This window comes from Thalassospira lucentensis (assembly GCF_011806425.1).
GTDB lineage: Bacteria > Pseudomonadota > Alphaproteobacteria > Rhodospirillales > Thalassospiraceae > Thalassospira > Thalassospira lucentensis_B.
In genome coordinates this window covers 550902-567382 of record NZ_JAATOV010000001.1, presented here as the reverse complement: position 1 = coordinate 567382, position 16481 = coordinate 550902, and the positions used below count along the sequence as shown (strand labels likewise).

16 protein-coding genes are annotated in these 16481 nt (G+C 55.7%); 8 read left to right on the top strand and 8 right to left on the bottom strand.

Features of this window, described 5'->3' with window-relative positions:
- Positions 1-257: 257 nt before the first annotated feature.
- Positions 258-1661, bottom strand: a complete 1404-nt coding sequence (locus HCZ99_RS02715; protein WP_167445314.1) for a leucyl aminopeptidase family protein — start codon at positions 1659-1661, stop codon at positions 258-260.
- A 266-nt stretch (positions 1662-1927) separates the two neighbouring features.
- On the opposite strand from HCZ99_RS02715, the gene HCZ99_RS02710 reads away from it, so the two are divergent.
- From HCZ99_RS02710 to HCZ99_RS02700, 3 genes are read left to right on the top strand one after another with little or no spacing between them, the layout of a single operon-like run.
- Entirely contained in the window at positions 1928-2587 is a 660-nt protein-coding gene (locus HCZ99_RS02710; protein ID WP_167445313.1) for a glutathione S-transferase family protein, read from the top strand.
- A 3-nt stretch (positions 2588-2590) separates the two neighbouring features.
- Entirely contained in the window at positions 2591-3238 is a 648-nt protein-coding gene (locus HCZ99_RS02705) for a uracil-DNA glycosylase family protein (protein WP_167445312.1), read from the top strand.
- Positions 3239-3286: 48 nt separating this feature from the next.
- Complete coding sequence (locus HCZ99_RS02700) at positions 3287-3577, top strand: 4a-hydroxytetrahydrobiopterin dehydratase (RefSeq protein ID WP_167445311.1); 291 nt, start codon at positions 3287-3289, stop codon at positions 3575-3577.
- A 189-nt stretch (positions 3578-3766) separates the two neighbouring features.
- On the opposite strand, the gene HCZ99_RS02695 is transcribed toward HCZ99_RS02700, so the two are convergent.
- The 4 genes from HCZ99_RS02695 to HCZ99_RS02680 form a co-directional block, all read right to left on the bottom strand.
- A complete protein-coding gene (locus HCZ99_RS02695) occupies positions 3767-4528 on the bottom strand; it encodes an SDR family NAD(P)-dependent oxidoreductase (protein WP_167445310.1) in 762 nt (253 codons plus the stop codon).
- Positions 4529-4644: 116 nt separating this feature from the next.
- The gene (locus HCZ99_RS02690; RefSeq protein ID WP_167445309.1) at positions 4645-5664 is read right to left on the bottom strand and encodes a DMT family transporter; all 1020 of its coding nucleotides are present in this window, start codon (positions 5662-5664) and stop codon (positions 4645-4647) included.
- 63 nt (positions 5665-5727) lie between these two features.
- Entirely contained in the window at positions 5728-6672 is a 945-nt protein-coding gene (locus tag HCZ99_RS02685) for a DMT family transporter (RefSeq protein ID WP_167445308.1), read from the bottom strand.
- Positions 6665-7696 carry a DMT family transporter gene (locus tag HCZ99_RS02680; RefSeq protein WP_167445307.1) on the bottom strand — a complete coding sequence of 344 codons (1032 nt, stop codon included), beginning with the start codon at positions 7694-7696 and terminating at the stop codon, positions 6665-6667. The genes HCZ99_RS02685 and HCZ99_RS02680 overlap by 8 nt, the downstream gene beginning before the upstream one ends.
- Positions 7697-8018: 322 nt before the next feature.
- On the opposite strand from HCZ99_RS02680, the gene HCZ99_RS02675 reads away from it, so the two are divergent.
- The 5 genes from HCZ99_RS02675 (at position 8019) to HCZ99_RS02655 (ending at position 13349) form a co-directional block, all read left to right on the top strand.
- Complete coding sequence (locus tag HCZ99_RS02675; protein ID WP_167445306.1) at positions 8019-8483, top strand: Lrp/AsnC family transcriptional regulator; 465 nt, start codon at positions 8019-8021, stop codon at positions 8481-8483.
- A gap of 211 nt (positions 8484-8694) precedes the next feature.
- Positions 8695-10923, top strand: a complete 2229-nt coding sequence (locus HCZ99_RS02670; RefSeq protein ID WP_254869400.1) for a potassium/proton antiporter — start codon at positions 8695-8697, stop codon at positions 10921-10923.
- Positions 10924-11095: 172 nt separating this feature from the next.
- Positions 11096-12055, top strand: coding sequence for a DMT family transporter (locus HCZ99_RS02665; protein WP_167445305.1), 960 nt, complete (start codon positions 11096-11098; stop codon positions 12053-12055).
- Positions 12056-12147: 92 nt separating this feature from the next.
- A complete protein-coding gene (locus tag HCZ99_RS02660) occupies positions 12148-12648 on the top strand; it encodes a DinB family protein (RefSeq protein ID WP_167445304.1) in 501 nt (166 codons plus the stop codon).
- A complete protein-coding gene (locus HCZ99_RS02655; protein ID WP_167445303.1) occupies positions 12645-13349 on the top strand; it encodes a LysE family translocator in 705 nt (234 codons plus the stop codon). The genes HCZ99_RS02660 and HCZ99_RS02655 overlap by 4 nt, the downstream gene beginning before the upstream one ends.
- Positions 13350-13564: 215 nt before the next feature.
- Here HCZ99_RS02655 and HCZ99_RS02650 read toward each other — a convergent pair whose 3' ends face one another.
- From HCZ99_RS02650 to HCZ99_RS02640, 3 genes are all read right to left on the bottom strand, one after another.
- Positions 13565-14350 carry an inositol monophosphatase family protein gene (locus HCZ99_RS02650; protein ID WP_167445302.1) on the bottom strand — a complete coding sequence of 262 codons (786 nt, stop codon included), beginning with the start codon at positions 14348-14350 and terminating at the stop codon, positions 13565-13567.
- Between the two features lie 101 nt (positions 14351-14451).
- A complete protein-coding gene (gene hisN, locus HCZ99_RS02645; protein WP_167445301.1) occupies positions 14452-15234 on the bottom strand; it encodes a histidinol-phosphatase in 783 nt (260 codons plus the stop codon).
- A gap of 256 nt (positions 15235-15490) precedes the next feature.
- Positions 15491-16264, bottom strand: coding sequence for a c-type cytochrome (locus HCZ99_RS02640; RefSeq protein WP_167445300.1), 774 nt, complete (start codon positions 16262-16264; stop codon positions 15491-15493).
- Positions 16265-16481 lie beyond the last annotated feature (217 nt).

Below are 16481 nucleotides of genomic sequence, written 5' to 3'. Positions count from 1 at the left end.
TGCGGCGTGTCTTGCCCTATCGGACCCGATCACCCGGTGTTGCTCTGTTGCGCCCTAAATCCATGTCGCTATTTGGCATCGTTACAGCGTGGCAACGACACGCGGTGTTGTCTTTTAAACGCGACCTTGCCAAACATGGTTTCAAACCGTGGACGGGACGCCGTCTTAGTTTGGCAAAGCCGGTGACAGAAGGTCACAACAGATCAAAGCAGTTCAAGCGCCCCTCAAACACGGCTCAAGGGGCGCTTGATTTTAGTTCACTTACCGAAACGATCCTCGATCAGCTTGAATGCCGCACGAATGCCTTGGGCTTCGCCACCGGTCGGGCGGCCCGGACGGTCGGTCGGGTTCCATGCCATCAAATCGATATGCGCCCAGCTTTTTGCCCCATCGGCAAACCGATCCAGGAACAGGGCAGCAATGATCGCACCGCCAAATGGCGATCCGGAAATGTTGTTCATGTCCGCGGCCTTGCTATCAAGCATCGGGCGATACTCATCCCACAGCGGCAAACGCCACAGCGGGTCATGCGTCGCCATACCGGTTTCCATCAGGCCATTGGCCAGATCGTCATCATTGGAAAACAGCGCAGGCAGACCAAGACCAAGTGCCACACGTGCCGCCCCGGTAAGCGTCGCGAAATCAAGCAACATGTCTGGCTTCTCAGACGCCGCTTCGGTCAGGGCATCAGACAGGACAAGACGACCTTCTGCATCCGTGTTGCCAACTTCAACCGACAGACCCTTACGGGTTTTCAAAATGTCACTTGGACGATAGGCCCGACCCGATACCATGTTTTCCACGGCCGGGATCAGAACACGCAATCGCACCGGCAATTTTGCCGCCATGATCATCCGCGCCAGGCCAAGAACCTGTGCCGAACCGCCCATATCCTTTTTCATCAGCAACATGTTGCTTGATGGTTTCAGGTCATAGCCGCCGGTATCAAAACAAACACCCTTGCCAACAAGGGTGATCTTGGGCGCGTTTTCATCGCCCCAATGCAAATCAATCAGGCGCGGCGCACGGTCGCTGCCATTGCCAACCGTGTGAATGGCCGGGAAGTTTTGCTTTAACAGGTCATCGCCGACAATCGCGCTGACGTGGGCACCAAATTCCGCACCAAGGTGTTTTGCCGCGGCTTCAAGTTCGGCCGGGCCCATGTCATTGGCTGGAATGTTGATCAAATCACGCGCAAGGCCAATCCCGTGCGCGACATTTTCGGCCCGCGCGGCGGCGTCATTGTCGGGCAGGGCGAATTTCGCACGTTTGTCTTTTTTGCCATCATCCAGGCGATAACGATCAAACCGGTATCCGCCCAAATAAACGCCAAGGACCGCTTTTTCAAAAAGGGTCGCGTTGTCGGCAAAGCCGTCTTCAAATCCATAGGTGCCGGTGGGCAGGGCACCCGGCAGACCGGCAAAATCCCAAAGCGCTTTGGCATCGTCGCAATAGCCAACCAAAACCGTGCCCAATCCACCATCGGACCCCGGAAGAACCAAATGCGTGCCGCGTTTGGCTTCATAACTGTTGGCGGAAATCCATGCCTTGGTGGTGTCGGGCTGATCGGAAAGCCAATTGGCGAAATCCCCTTCGGCAATCGGATGGATCGGGGTTGGGGCGGGGGCAGATGTATCAAGTGCGGTGATGTGGTCGTACAATGTAAGACTTCCCTGCTGGTGACGGTTGTTCTAACGCGATGATTGGGCCGAAACGCTATGTGACGGCCCCGCGTTAGGTAAGATATGTGGCCTGATCTTACGGGCGGCAATGGGTTTGGGCAATTGTCCATAACAATCTGTTTTGCCTAATCGGCAAGGTTGCTTTGGGCCATCACCTCATCGCGCGGCTTGTGGTCTTGAAACACCGCCGCAAAGCAGCGATTGTAACGAACACAGATCATCCCATCGCAAAAAAAGGCTCAGCCATGCAAACGTCTCCTGTGCTTTATATCGGCAATAAAAATTATTCGTCGTGGTCGCTGCGCGCGTGGCTGGGGCTTAAGGTCTCCGGGGTCGAATTTGATGAAAAGCTCGTGCAGTTGCGCAGCGACGCCTTCGCGGCACAGGCGCCGATTTTTTCACCGACCGCCAAGGTGCCGGCATTCTTTGACGGGCATAAAACCATCTGGGAAGCCTTGGCGATCCTTGAATATATCGCCGATACCCAACCCGATACGCTGCTTTGGCCGCTCGATATGGATGTCCGTGCGATTGCGCGCGCCGTGTCGCTTGAAATGCATGGCGGGTTTGGTGCCTTGCGCAGCCACATGCCGATGAATTGCCGCAAATCCCTGACCGGTCTTGGCCGGGGGCCGGGTGTCGATGCCGACATTGCGCGCATTGGCGACATTTTCAAAACCTGCCGCACCCAATATGGTCAGGGCGGCGATTTTCTGTTTGGTCATTTTTCGATTGCCGATGCGATGTATGCGCCGGTGGTCACCCGGTTTAAAACCTATGGCGTGACCCTGGATCCAATCGGCAATGCCTATATGGAAGCCGTCCTTGATCTGCCCGATATGAAGGCATGGTACGAAGATGCCAAGGCCGAAGAATGGGTGATCGAAGATTCCGAGGTGGGCTAACCCATGCCCGGCCTAAAACCCGGCATCCATGGCGACCTGCCCGAAATCGATCCGCCCGGCGGGGATCCGGCCTTTGATGCGCTTTTAACGGACGTGCGTGCCTGCGCGATCTGCGCTGCGGCCTTGCCCTTGGGCCCGCGTCCGGTGGTGCGCATGGCAAAGGGCGCGCGGGTTATGATCATCGGCCAGGCACCGGGAACCCGGGTGCATGAAACCGGCCTGCCATGGAATGATGCCTCTGGCGATCGGTTGCGCGATTGGTTGGGGGTGTCGGTCGATGATTTTTACGATCCGGCCAAATTCGCCATCATGCCGATGGGCTTTTGCTATCCGGGCCGCATGGAACGCGGTGGGGATTTACCACCCCGCCCGGAATGCGCACCAACCTGGCACGATGCCTTGTTGCGCCATGTGCCCGATATCGGCCTGACCCTGTTGATTGGGCAATATGCGCAAAGTTACTATTTGGGCAAACGGCGTGCGCGCACCATGACCGAAACCGTGGCGGGCTTTGCCGACTATTTGCCCGACGATATTATCCCGATGCCCCATCCAAGTTGGCGCAACACCGCTTGGATCAAAAAGAACCCATGGTTTGAAACCGATCTTTTGCCGGTTCTGCGCGCCAAGTTGCAGGCTTTGTTGGGTTAATTCTATTTTTATGGTTAAATGACAGCATAAAAAAATAAGGAGACACCCATGAGCAAACTCGACAAATCCGCGATTGAGGCAGCCCTTACCGATCTTCCGGGCTGGGAGCTTTCCGAAGACGGCATTTCGATTGGCCGTGTTTATATGTTTGGCGATTTTAATTCCGCATTTGGCTTCATGACCCGTATTGCGATCATGGCCGAAAAGATGGATCACCATCCGGAATGGTTCAATGTCTACAACAAGGTCGGCGTGACCCTTACGACCCACGATGCGGGCGGTGTGACGCAAAAGGACATTGACCTTGCGAAATTCTGCGAAACCGTGGTCGACGTCTAAATCGACAAACCCTCGGCGATTGATTTACCCCTAATTCACCCGGCACCCCTTTGGGTCTCGGGCTAAACGCGTGGGCGCAAGCCGTGCCGCCGCAAGGATGACCACGCGCAAAAACGCCCTGCCGGTGCGGGACATGGCAGGGCGCTTTGCGGCAGCAGCATTTCCGGGCCGAAGGCCGAACTATGGGGGCTATTTCGGCTCCAGCCGGACCGCGCCATCGATGCGGATCGTCTCGCCATTGATCATCTGATTTTCACAGATATGCAGGGCAAGACGACCATATTCATTTGGATCGCCCAAACGTTTGGGAAACGGCGTATTCGCCGCCAAGCTTTCTTGAACGTCATCGGGCAACCCCATCAACATCGGGGTGCCAAACAGGCCCGGCGCAATCGCCACAACCCGCACCCCGTGGCGCGATAATTCACGCGCCGCTGGCAATGTAAGCGACGCAACACCACCTTTGGACGCGGCATATGCGGCCTGTCCAATTTGTCCTTCGAATGCGGCGATGGAGGCAGTGTTGATAATCACCCCGCGTTCACCCGTATCGGACGGATCATTCTGGCTCATGGTGTGGGCGACAACGCGCATCATGTTAAAGGTGCCGACCAGATTAACCGTGATCACCTTTGAAAACGCCGCAAGGTCGGCCGGGCCTTCGCGCCCAACAATGCGTTCGCCATGCACGATCCCGGCGCAATTGACCAAAATCGTCGGCGTGCCAAGTGTTTCGACCACTTTGGCAACCGCACCCTCAACACTATCGGCATCGGAAACATCCACGCCAAACCCAACCCCGCCAAGCTTTTCGGCGGTTGCCTTGGCCCCATCTTCATTAAGGTCAAAAGCCGCAATTTGCGCCCCGGCATGGGCCAGCACCTCTGCCGTGGCCGCGCCAAGCCCGGACGCTGCCCCGGTCACAATGGCGATGGATCCTTTGACCTGCATGACGTGAAGCCTCCCGTTTTTGATCAAATCTTTGTTCGTGATATTTTAATTGGTATTTACATACCAAATTATATCTTTAGCGGGCAAGGAGAATTGCAGGTTGTGGGCGTGTTTGGCTACCGCGCCTTGGGATCACGTTCGCTAAGGATTGCCGCCTGCGGGTCTTGTGCCGGAGCTTGTGTTTGAATTTGTGTCGGAACTTGTGCGGAAACATCGTCCGTTGGGTTTGCAGTCTTTGTCGCCTCTGCCGTCTTTGCTGCCTCTGCCGCCAGTTTACGTTCCCGAAGGGCCACATAAATCGCTGCGCCGACAATCATCGCCCCACCGGGCAAAATCCAGATATCGGGCACTTCGCCAAACAGGATCAGGGCCAAAACCGCAATGATCGGCAGGCGTAAATAGGAAAACCCGACAAAGAAGCTGTAATCGGCAAGCTGCAAGGCCTTCACATTGCACACTTGCATGACATTCATCATCAATGCCGCAACCGCCATTAAGCCGAAGGCCGCCAAACTTGGCGTCTGCCAAACAAACAGGGCCGGGATCAGCGAAATCGGTGTTGTGATCACCATCAGATAAAACAAAAGGGCCGTGGTGCTTTCGGTTCGCACCAGTTTTTTGGTGATCATCCCCGCACCGGCCATGCACATCGCCGCGGCTATCGGCAGCAAGCTTGCCAATTGCATGGCATCGGATCCGGGTTGAATGATCAAACCCACCCCGACAAACCCGACCAAAACCGCGATCCATCGATGCACACGCACCGTTTCGCGTAAGGCAACAGCGGCCAAGATCGTCCCAAAAAGCGGCACGGTGAAGTTAAGCGTGGTCGCCTCGGCCAGTGGTAAATAAAGCACGGCCATAAACCATAAACACATTTCCGATGCCGACAAGACCCCACGCAATCCAAGCAACGGCAAACGCGCGGTTTTAAGCGTTGCCCAACCGTTGCGCCAAACCATCGGCGCAATCAGGATCACGCCAAAAAAGAACCGCAAAAACACCGCCTGATAGGGATGAATTTCTGCGGTGGCAAAGCGAATGGTCAGGGTAAAACACGCCGCCAACATTGCCGCACAAAGCGCATAAAAACTGGCCTTCACCGTATTGGGTTGGCGATCAAACCATGTTTTCATCGGAACGCCTCCCCTTTCTGCGGCCCCATCTGGCTTTATCCGTTTTTGGCGCGTGAACCCCGCCTATCTGCGTTTGGATGGCGGTTCAATATCACTCGCCGCGGCCGATGGTCCGCGTTTGATGCGGTCGGCTTCCTTGGCAAGTTTGGCTTCACGCCGGGCGATGAACAAGGCCGCGCCGATAATCAATCCCGCACCGGGCAGCAGCCAGATTTCGGGGATTTCGCCAAACATGACAAAGGCAATCGCCACCACAATCGGCAGGCGCAAATAGTTAAACCCAACCACAAAGCTGTAATCGTAAACCCGAAACGCGTTGGTGTTAAAAATCTGCGTCAGATTGGCAAAAAGTGCGACGCCAAGCATAATCCCAATGGTCGGCAAATCGGGCGTTTGCCACACAAACAAGGCCGGGATGAAGGTCATTGGCGTGGTCAGCACCATCATATAAAGCACAATCGTCGTGCTGTTTTCCGTCTTTGACAGCGACTTGATGGTCAACCCTGCCGACGCCATACAAAGGGCGGCAATAATCGGCAACAGGCTTGCCCATTGCATGGTCTCGCTGCCCGGTCGAATGATAATGATCACCCCGATAAACCCGGCCAACAGGGCGGCAATACGGTATTTTCGGATGGTTTCGCCCAAAAACACCGCAGCCAAAAACGTGCCAAACAACGGCACGGTGAAGTTAAGCGTCGTGGCTTCGGCCAGCGGCAAATAGGCAATCGATGAAAACCAAAACGTCATCGCCCCCATCGACAGCACCGCGCGCAGGCCAAACATCGGCAGCCGCGCGGTCTTAAGCGGCGCAAACCCCGATCGCAACGCAAACGGCGCAATCATGATCAGGCCAAATAAATTCCGTAAAAACACCGCCTGTAACGGATCAATTTCCGCCGTGCCCAAACGGATCATGATCGATGACATGGATGCGGTGATGGATGCACAGACCGCAAAGATCGTTGCCTGAATATAGGGCGGCAGGGTCGAAAACCATTTACGCATCTGGCTTTTCCTTCATGCCGTTATCTGGCGCATCCGGGGTATCACTCTCGCCAATGTTGTCGGTGTCCGCTGGCCGGTCAATCCGTCCCACCGGGATGGCTTGCGCGTCGGCGGGGGCCGTGGTGGCAAGGCGGGCGTCAATCCGGGCCTGCTTGGCCAAAACCGCTTCGCGCCGTGCGATATAAAGCCCCGATCCAATGATCAAACTCGCCCCGACCCAGGTCCAAATATCGACCGTTTCACCAAACATGATAAACGCCATCACCGCGACAAAGGGCAGGCGCAAGAAATCAAAAATCATGACATAGGACTGATCCGCCGCCCGGTATGCCCGCACCAAAAGCTGCTGCCCCGCTGTGGCAAACACCCCCATCAACACCAGAACCCCCAACTGCCAAACGGTCGGCGTCTGCCAATAATAAAGGGCCGGTATAAAGGATAGCGGCGTCATAATAAGCCCCATCCATGTCACGATGGCATTGGCACTATCTGTCTGCGACAGCATCTTCACCGTTGTCATGGCCGATGCCATAAACAGGGTGGCAATAAGTGCTAAAATCGCCCCGGTTTCAAAGCTCTGGCCGAACGGGCGGATAATCACCATCGCCCCGACAAACCCAATCGCAACCGCACTCCAGCGCCGCGCGCGCACCACTTCGCGCACGATGATCGCCGCCAGCACCGTGGTTAAAATCGGAAGGGTGAAGTTAATCGCAATCACCTGTGCCGCCGGGGTGATCGCAAGGGCGGAAAACAGGCACAACATCGCACCAAGGCCAAGGGCCGCGCGCATGAAATGCAGCTTAAACCGTGCGGTTTTCAATCCACCGCGTCCTTGGCCCAGAATAAAGGGCAGCATCGGCAGCAAACCGAACAGATTCCGGAAAAATGCCGCTTCGAACGGATGCACTTCCTGCGTGATATAGCGGATCAACACCGCCATGGCGGCCATGCAAAATGCAGAGCCGATCATAAGCAACATGCCACGCAGGACATTATTTTCGGTGGGGCCAAAAGGCTGCATTCGGGGTCAGGACCCTTAAAAGGAATTGGGGTGCGAAAAACGATGATGGGGCACGCCAAACGGCCAAGAAACTGTCAGCGTAATCGGTATTCATCTTGCGGTTTGCGCCACACAGGCCGGGAAACTATATAACTTCCAATGTTGTATGACAAATGTGCGCACCTGTCTTGCCACAATGCACGACCCCCGGGGTGCGCATCGGGCAAGGCTGGCAGCGGTGATGTCACAACCGACATTGGCTGTTTGGGGCTAAATGTTCTCGGGGGCCTGATTTTCGTGTAACATCAGACACATCAAAACAAACGCATCAGGGGAAAGTTTCATGGATATGATTGATCGCAAGCTGATCGACATTTTACAGCAAGACGCATCACTGTCCTATTCGGTTCTCGGGTCCAAGGTCGGATTGTCGGTTTCTGCGGTCAATGATCGGGTGCGCAAATTGCGCGATCAGGGCATCATTAAATCCTATCAGGTGTCGGTTGATCCCAACGCCATCGGCCGCGCCTTGACCGCCATGGTCTGGCTGCGCACCGATCCGGCCAAGGGCAACAAAAAACTGGTCAAATCCCTGATCAAGGAAGACGAAGTTCTCGAATGTCATCACATGACCGGGCGGTTTGATTTCTTGTTGAAACTGCGCCTGCGCGATACCGCCCATCTCGAAAGCTTTGTCACCGATACGATCAAGGAACTTGGCGGTATTTTGGAAGTCTTGCCGGAAATCGCCCTGTCCACGGCCAAGGAAACATCCTTTGTTCCGGCTTCTGCCGAAAAAGACGGATAAATATAATCGGCGTTATCCTGTTTTAACGGATAAAAAACGCCATATAGCCAAGGCACACAGAATATCCACAAAATCGCCACCAGATTGCAGGCATATATTCATACATTACTGCTTTATTGGCGACACGACTTCTGACCCGCACCGTCTTCCTTGCCAAGGGACCGGGTCATTCACATAACGGCAAAAACGCCCACAACGCAGGAGCACACGCATGATTGAATCGATGAATCTGGTCATCCTGATTGCATCGATTCTGGTGATTGTCGCTGTATTCACAAGCTTGGTCAGCTTCCGTGTTGGCGCACCCTTGCTGTTGGTGTTTTTGTTTGTCGGCCTTGCTGCGGGCGAGGATGGCATTGGTGGCATCACCTTTGATAATGCCCCGCTTGCCTATTTCATTGGCTCCATCGCGCTGGCCCTGATCTTGTTTGACAGTGGCTTTGAAACCCAACTGCGAACCTTAAAAATCGCCGCCGGGCCCTCTGTGGTTTTGGCGACCTTCGGGGTCATGATCACCACGGGTGTGATTGGTGGCATCACGTGGCTTGTGCTCGATGTGCCGTGGCTTGTGGCCCTGTTATTTGGGGCGATTGTCAGTTCAACCGATGCGGCGGCGGTGTTTTTCCTGCTGCGCGTTGGCGGCATTAATCTCCGTGATCGCACACGCAGCACGCTGGAAGTTGAATCGGGCTCGAACGATCCCATGGCCGTGTTTTTGACCATTTCCTTGGTCGAACTGATCGTGCTGGGCGGGGGCGATAATATCGCCGTCGAATTGCTGCAACGCTTTGTTTTGCAAATTGGTCTGGGGGCTGTTTTCGGCCTGGCGGGCGGGGTTGCGATTGTTCAGATGATCAATCGGATCAAGCTTGAACCGGGGCTGGTCCCGATCATTACACTGGCTTGCGCGCTAAGTTTGTTTGGCACCACCAGCATCCTGGGCGGCAGTGGCTTTTTGGCGGTTTATGTTGCCGGGCTTTATGCCGGGAACAAACAAATGCGCATGAGTGTCGGTGTCCGCCGCTTCCAGCATGTCACAACTTGGCTCGCCCAAATCGCAATGTTTGTCACCTTGGGCCTGCTTGCCACCCCGTCGGACTTTGGCGCGGTGGTGGTGCCCGGTGTGATTTTGGCATTGGTTTTGGTGTTTGTCGCCCGTCCGCTGGCGGTGTGGCTGTGCCTGATGTTCTTTAACTTCTCGCGCAATGATACCGCCTTTATTTCATGGGTTGGCTTGCGCGGGGCGGTGTCGATCCTGCTTGCGATTGTCCCCATGGTCGAAGGCGTGCCCGAAGGCCAGATGTTGTTTAACACCGCCTTTATCGTCGTGATTACATCGCTTCTGTTACAAGGCTGGACGATCCGGCGCATGGCGCGCTGGTTGGGCATCATTGTTCCGCCCCGCCATGGTCCGGTTGACCGTATTGATCTTGAATTGCCGGGCAACGCCAATCAGGAAATCGTTGTTTACCGCGTCCACGCCGAAAGTGCCGTTGCCACCGGGCAGCGCATCCCGCGTTGGGCCCGACCCAGCCTGATCCTGCGCGAAGGCACCTCGCTTCGCCCGCACAGTGCCGGCCCCATTCAGGGCGGCGATCAGGTCTATATCATAACGCCCCCGCGTCACGTTGATCTGCTCGACCAATTGTTCGCCGGCCCGGCCGAGGGGGCCAATGACGTCGAACTGTTTGGCGATTTCAGCTTCCCGGCCTCCACCAGCATTGCTGATATTGGCCGCCTGTATGGCTTCGCGGTTAAGGACGAAGACAGCGAACTGACCGTGGCCGATATTCTTGAACGTGATTTGGCCGATAACCTCGAACTGGGGGATCGCATTGCCTATGGCACGGTTGAACTGATCGTGCGCCGAACCGATGACGAACATGGTGTCACCGATGTTGGCTTGGCGGTCGAACAACAAGTCGTCAAACCCAAACGCAAAATCCCGATTTTCCAATCACGCAGCGAATTGCTGTCGATCTGGAAAGACTGGCAAGCCCGTCGCCGCACCGAAAAGGACGCGAAACGCGCCCCGCTGCTGGATGGCGATGACGCGGCCGACGCCGAACGCCAAGCCTTGGAACATCATCTGGCCGAAGACCTGACAGAGGACGCGCCAGAAGATGCGCCACAGGACGCGCCCGAAAACGGGCAGGAAGACGGGGATGATGTGACCGCGGACAAACGGCCCGAGGCCGCCACAGACGACACCGCCGATACCGATGACGCCGATGATACGGATGACGCCACCGACGCCACCAATCCCAAAGCCGACGCGGACACGGCCAAAGATACGGACGCGAACACCGATACCGATACCGAGAAAGATCAAGCGTCAGACACAGAAACGGACGACGCCCCAGAGCCAAGTCCAGACCGCAAACCGGACACCAGTCCAAACACCAACCAAGCCCCAAAAACCAAGCGTAAGCGCCGCTAATACGCTGCCCCATGCTTTGGTTCAGCCACAAAATGGCCCATCACGGGTCCTCATGGATAAGCCATGCCGGGGCGTGGTATTAGTTCAGCTAATGCCTCGATGATAAATACTGGTTTGGCGCGGGCGCGGTTTCTGACCTAGATTGCGGCTTCAATTCTTGTTGGGGTGCGCCATGGGCTTGCTGGGGTTATATGCGGTTGTTGTTCTGATCTGGGGATCAACCTGGATCGCTATCGGGTTTCAGCTTTCTGTCGCCCCCGAAGTCGCGGTTGCCTATCGCTTTGCGTTGGCGACCCTGATCTTGATGGCATGGTGTGCCATCCGCCGTTTGCCAATGCGGTTTTCCTTGCGCGATCACGTGTTTATGGCCGCCCTTGGCACCTGCCTGTTTTCCGTAAACTATGTTCTGATCTATATCGCCAGCGCGCATTTAACATCCGGGCTGTTGGCGGTGGTGTTTTCGACCATCGTCATCATGAACATCCTCAATGGCGCGATCTTTTTCCGCCGTCGCCCCGAAACCCGCACCGTTATTGGTGCTGTCATCGGCATGGCCGGGATTTCGTTGGTATTTGCCCGCGATTTGGCGGCGTTTGATCTGGCAACCGGGGGCAGCATCGGGCTTTTGGTCTCCTTGGCCGGAAGCTATATCGCATCACTTGGCAATATGGCCTCGGCCCGCAATCAGGGGCACGGCATTCCTGTTGTTCAGGCCAATGCCTTTGGCATGCTCTATGGCACGTTGTTGCTGTTTGGCTATATCCTGATCGCCGGTGTGCCGCTGTCCTTTGATACCAGCCCGTCCTTTATCGCAGCCCTCGTCTATCTGGCACTGTTTGGCTCGGTCATCGGCTTTGGCACTTATTTGACGCTGCTTGGTAAAATCGGCCCGGACCGCGCATCTTATAGCTCGGTCATGTTCCCGGTGGTGGCCTTGTTATTGTCGACATGGTTCGAAGATTTCACATGGACCACCAACATCGTTCTTGGTGTTGGGCTGACGTTGCTGGGCAATGTGGTTATTCTGACCAAACGCATGCCAAAACCACCGGCAACGATCCTGCAACAGGTCGCATCCGACCCAAAGGCCGATGACACCGCCAAACAGACGACCGTCGCGCCGGTAGCATGAAGACATGACGTCCAAGGCAAGCTAAGCCAGACTAAGCGCAGGCCACGCGTTGCCACAAACGCCGCCGCTGACAACAAGGAACGGAGAAAACCATGAACGGGGTTGCTTATTTCAAACGCATGGCGGGCTATAACCGTTGGGCCAATGGTCACGTTTATAATGCCTGTGCCGCGCTGCCCGAAGATGCGCTGTACGCGCCGCGCACGGCATTTTTCCCGTCCATCATGCGCACACTAAACCATCTTTTGGTTGCTGACCGTTTGTGGTTGTCGCGTCTTTTGGGCGCGCCCGAAGTCATGCCGCTTGATACCGTTTTGTTTGATGCCTTTGACGATCTGCGCGCCGCGCGCACCGCACAGGATCAGGCGATCATTGATTTTGCCACCAAGCTGACCGAAGAACTGCTGTCCTCGGATTTAAGTTATCAGTCGGTGTCGGGCGGGGCGAACGTCATGCCGCGTGATGTGGTTTTGGGGCATATGTTCAACCATCAAACCCATCACCGTGGTCAACTGTCTTCCATGGTGCTCGAAGCAGGTGGCAAACCACTTGAGATTGATTTTATTTACTATCTTCGGGAAACCGCCCTATGACCGATATTTTGATCCAATATAGCCCGTTTTTGATCGCGGCTTTGCTTCTCAACGTCTCTCCGGGGCCGGATATGGCCTATATTGTCGGTCAAACTGCCGTTTATGGTCGTAAAATCGGTCTTTTTTCGACATTTGGCGTGGTTTCGGGCGCATGTGTGCATATTTTGGCCGCTGCCCTTGGTCTTTCGGCGATTTTGGCCACCTCGGCCATTGCCTTTTCCATCGTGAAATGGGTCGGCGTGGTTTATCTGGTCTGGCTGGGCATTGGCGCCCTGCGCAGCAGCTTTGCCAAACCGGCACAAGATGACCTCGAAAACAGTACGGCGCTTGATGCCGCCGGGCAGGGGCTCAACCCCACATCGGTCGCCACCCCAAAACGCACCATCACCGCCTATCAGGCATGGCGGCAGGGGGTCATGATTGATGTGCTCAACCCCAAAGTCGCGATCTTTTTCTTGGCGTTCTTACCGCAATTCGTCCATCCCGAACTCGGCCATGGCACGGTGCAATTCCTTGTTCTGGGCAGCACGGTTAATCTGATCGGGCTTGTGGTGGAAACCGCCATTGTTCTGATGGTCGGGGCTGCAGCCGCACGGATCCGGGGTAATGCAGTTCTGGGTAAATTCGGGGTTTGGTTACAACGCGCCTTGGGTGGGATGTTCATCGCCCTTGGTCTGCGCCTTGCCGTGACCGAGCAATAACCGCTCCGCAGTGCCTTGCGCGCGGGCACCTCAAAAGCGATCTGTTGCGAGACGCGAGACGCGAGACGCGAGACGCGAGACGCTAGGCACACGGCCCTAGAACGCAAGGTGCAAGAACGCGCCCCAACGCCTACGCACAACCCCGAAGCCTGACGCCTCAAACGCGGCCCCTCAATCGAAAATCCGAAACGCCGTATTGGGAATACGACGCCCCATCAGGCCGTTGCGTTGCGCAACACGGCAAGGCCTTCGTCGTGGCAACGTTTGTCGCCACTGGCAATCACCAGATCACCGCTGTTGATGGTCAATGCCTTGCCATCCCAATCGGTAATCACCCCGCCAGCCCCTTCAATCACTGGCACGGCGGCACAGAAATCATAAGGTTGCAGGTTCGATTCAACCAACGCATCGCCAAATCCCATGGCAATCAGGCCATAGCCATATGAATCAATGCCGTAAACCGGCGTCTTGGCCGCGCCAAACGCCGCTTTATATCCGGCGATGGCCTTTGGCGTGACGAAAAGGTCCGGACCGGTGGTGAAAATCGTCGCATCGCGCAAATGCGCACATTCACGCACCGAAACCACTTTATCATTCAGGGTGGTGGGCTGGCCTGCCACCCCGACCCAGCGTTCATCCAAAATCGCCTGATCAATCAGGCCCAGCACCGGCTTGCCGTTCTGACACAGCGCTATCAGGGTGTTAAAGCTGGGTTTGCCGGTAATGAACGATTTGGTGCCGTCAATCGGGTCCAGTACCCAGACATATTCCGCGTCGAGATTTTCCGAACCATGTTCTTCGCCCAAAATGCCATGACCGGGCAGTTCAGCATTGATCATGTCGCGCATGGCCCGTTCAATTTCCCGGTCCGCAATCGTCACCAGGCTTTCATCGCCCTTCACGTCAATTTCGACCGGTTTGCGGTAATAGCTTTGCAAAACCGGGCGCGCGACGTCGGCAAGTTTGTGCGCCATGGCAAGAAACGGGTGGGACTGGGTCATTGGGGGCTCCGGTTGGTCGAAATTCGCAGAAGGTAGGGCTTTTGGGCGGCTTTAGATCGGACTTGGCTGTCAGGTTGGCAGGCGCGCAGAGCAGGCAGGGATCAGCCCATTGCGGCCTTAATGGTCTCCAACACATCCTGATGGCAACGCGCATCGCCGCTGGCAATCACCGCACCATCACTGTCAATGGTCAGTTCCTTGCCCGACCAGTCGCTCATCACGCCACCAGCCCCTTCGACGACGGGCACCAGTGCACAGAAATCATAGGCCTGAAGCCCGATTTCCACCACCGTATCGGCCAGACCAAGGGCGGTCAGGCCATAGGCATACGCATCGACACCATACATCGGCACCCGGCATTGCGTTGATACCGCGTCATAGGCCTTTTTGGCGTCATCGCGGAAAAGTTCCGGTGCGGTGGTAAAGAAGGTCGCCGATTTAAGGTCTTCGCATTCGCGCGCGCTGATTTCTTTGCCATTCATGGTGCTGGCCTTGCCCATCATCCCGACCCAGCGTTCCTCGGTAATCGCTTGATCAATGATGCCAAGGACCGGTTTGCCGCGATGACACAGGGCAATCAGGGTCGCAAAGCTTGGCTTGCCGGAAATAAACGACTTGGTGCCGTCAATCGGGTCGAGCACCCAGACATATTCCGCATCGACATTTTCGCGGCCATATTCCTCGCCCAAAATCCCATGATCCGGAAGCTCTTTGCCCAGAATATCGCGCATGGTGCGTTCGACTTCGCGGTCGGCAATCGTCACCGGGCTGTCATCGGCCTTCACATCGACCGCGACCGGGGTGCGGTAATATTTGCGCACAACCGGGCGCGCGGCATCTGCCAGTTTGTGGGCGATTTCCAGAAATTGGTCGAGATCTTCCATGAATGCGTATCCCTGCAGGCAATGAGAAAATGCGGCGTGGCAGGTAATATTTCCGCTTTGGCCCCAGAAGGCAAGGACGCCATACATAAATGTCTCAAACGCAAACAGGGGACAGTTTCCTGTCCCCTGCGAATTACGATCTGAAACATCAGATTTGAAAATTTAGATGCGTGCCAGATAGACTAGGTGGCCTAGATGGTCCAGATGGTTAAGTCTGACCCATAAGTCTGTCCCATAAGTCTGACACCAGCAGCACTTATTCCGCTGCTTTGGGTTCCTCAACCGCATCAACGGCGTCTTCGGCGGTGTCTTCAACCGCTTCTGCCGCATCGTCAACGGCCTCTGCGGTGCCATCAACAGCCTGATCAACCGCTTCACCAGTTGCGTCGGCGGCTTCTGCGGCGGCGTCACCTACGGCATCAACCGCTTGGTCAACCGCTTCGCCGGCATCGTCAATGGCCTCGGCCGCGGCGGCTTCTGCCGGGTCCGGATACGGTTTCGGATCGTCTGACTGGCTGTTAAGCCACGCAATGACGTTTGCACGGTCAGATGCTTTTTTCAGGCCGCCAAAGCTCATTTTCGTGCCGTCGATATAATCGCGCGGTTTGTAAAGGAACTCGTTCAGCTCAGCAAAGCCCCACTGGCCGCCATGGTTGGCCATGCCGTCGGAATAGGAAAAATCGCTTTTGTGGGCGAAGTTCGCGCCAACAATGCCATACAGGTTCGGGCCGGTTTTATTCGGACCACCTTTGGATGCATCATGGCAAGATGCGCATTTCTTAAAGACCTTTTCGCCCTGACCAAGGTCAGCAGATGCCAGCATGGCAAGGATCGGTTCCGGTCCTTCCGGTTTGCTCGGTGCGGCAGCCGGTGCACTTGCGCCCGCCATAACATCCTCGGAGAACGGATATACCGGTGCTTCAAGCTCGTCGGGATGGACAAGGACGCCACCGATCTTTCCGACAACCACGACTAAAAGCACGGCACAAATGACTCCGGCGACGATCTTGTTGATTTCCATCGTTTTCATGACGGGACCCCGTTACAGCCTAATCACTCTCAGGTTTCTTATATAATATTGATCAGTTTATACATGCGTTCCCTAGAAGCTGCACAAAACTGCGCAACACGCATGCACGACCGAACAAAACTGATCGGTGGGAAACTATACGTTTCAGCGATTTGCATCAACCTTTCTTAAACACAAAGGCGAAAACAAAGGCGTATAAACTTTCGTCTATCGCTTC

Bases quoted from the DNA above. Each gene is read 5' to 3' on its own strand.
- HCZ99_RS02660 (WP_167445304.1), top strand. From the start codon at position 12,148: ATGAACGGGGTTGCTTATTTCAAACGCATGGCGGGCTATAACCGTTGG.
- HCZ99_RS02650 (WP_167445302.1), bottom strand. From the start codon at position 14,350: ATGACCCAGTCCCACCCGTTTCTTGCCATGGCGCACAAACTTGCCGAC.
- HCZ99_RS02640 (WP_167445300.1), bottom strand. From the start codon at position 16,264: ATGAAAACGATGGAAATCAACAAGATCGTCGCCGGAGTCATTTGTGCC.
- HCZ99_RS02705 (WP_167445312.1), top strand. From the start codon at position 2,591: ATGCCCGGCCTAAAACCCGGCATCCATGGCGACCTGCCCGAAATCGAT.
- HCZ99_RS02685 (WP_167445308.1), bottom strand. From the start codon at position 6,672: ATGCGTAAATGGTTTTCGACCCTGCCGCCCTATATTCAGGCAACGATC.
- HCZ99_RS02655 (WP_167445303.1), top strand. From the start codon at position 12,645: ATGACCGATATTTTGATCCAATATAGCCCGTTTTTGATCGCGGCTTTG.
- HCZ99_RS02710 (WP_167445313.1), top strand. From the start codon at position 1,928: ATGCAAACGTCTCCTGTGCTTTATATCGGCAATAAAAATTATTCGTCG.
- HCZ99_RS02675 (WP_167445306.1), top strand. From the start codon at position 8,019: ATGGATATGATTGATCGCAAGCTGATCGACATTTTACAGCAAGACGCA.
- HCZ99_RS02700 (WP_167445311.1), top strand. From the start codon at position 3,287: ATGAGCAAACTCGACAAATCCGCGATTGAGGCAGCCCTTACCGATCTT.
- HCZ99_RS02665 (WP_167445305.1), top strand. From the start codon at position 11,096: ATGGGCTTGCTGGGGTTATATGCGGTTGTTGTTCTGATCTGGGGATCA.
- HCZ99_RS02695 (WP_167445310.1), bottom strand. From the start codon at position 4,528: ATGCAGGTCAAAGGATCCATCGCCATTGTGACCGGGGCAGCGTCCGGG.
- HCZ99_RS02690 (WP_167445309.1), bottom strand. From the start codon at position 5,664: ATGAAAACATGGTTTGATCGCCAACCCAATACGGTGAAGGCCAGTTTT.
- hisN (WP_167445301.1), bottom strand. From the start codon at position 15,234: ATGGAAGATCTCGACCAATTTCTGGAAATCGCCCACAAACTGGCAGAT.
- HCZ99_RS02670 (WP_254869400.1), top strand. From the start codon at position 8,695: ATGATTGAATCGATGAATCTGGTCATCCTGATTGCATCGATTCTGGTG.
- HCZ99_RS02680 (WP_167445307.1), bottom strand. From the start codon at position 7,696: ATGCAGCCTTTTGGCCCCACCGAAAATAATGTCCTGCGTGGCATGTTG.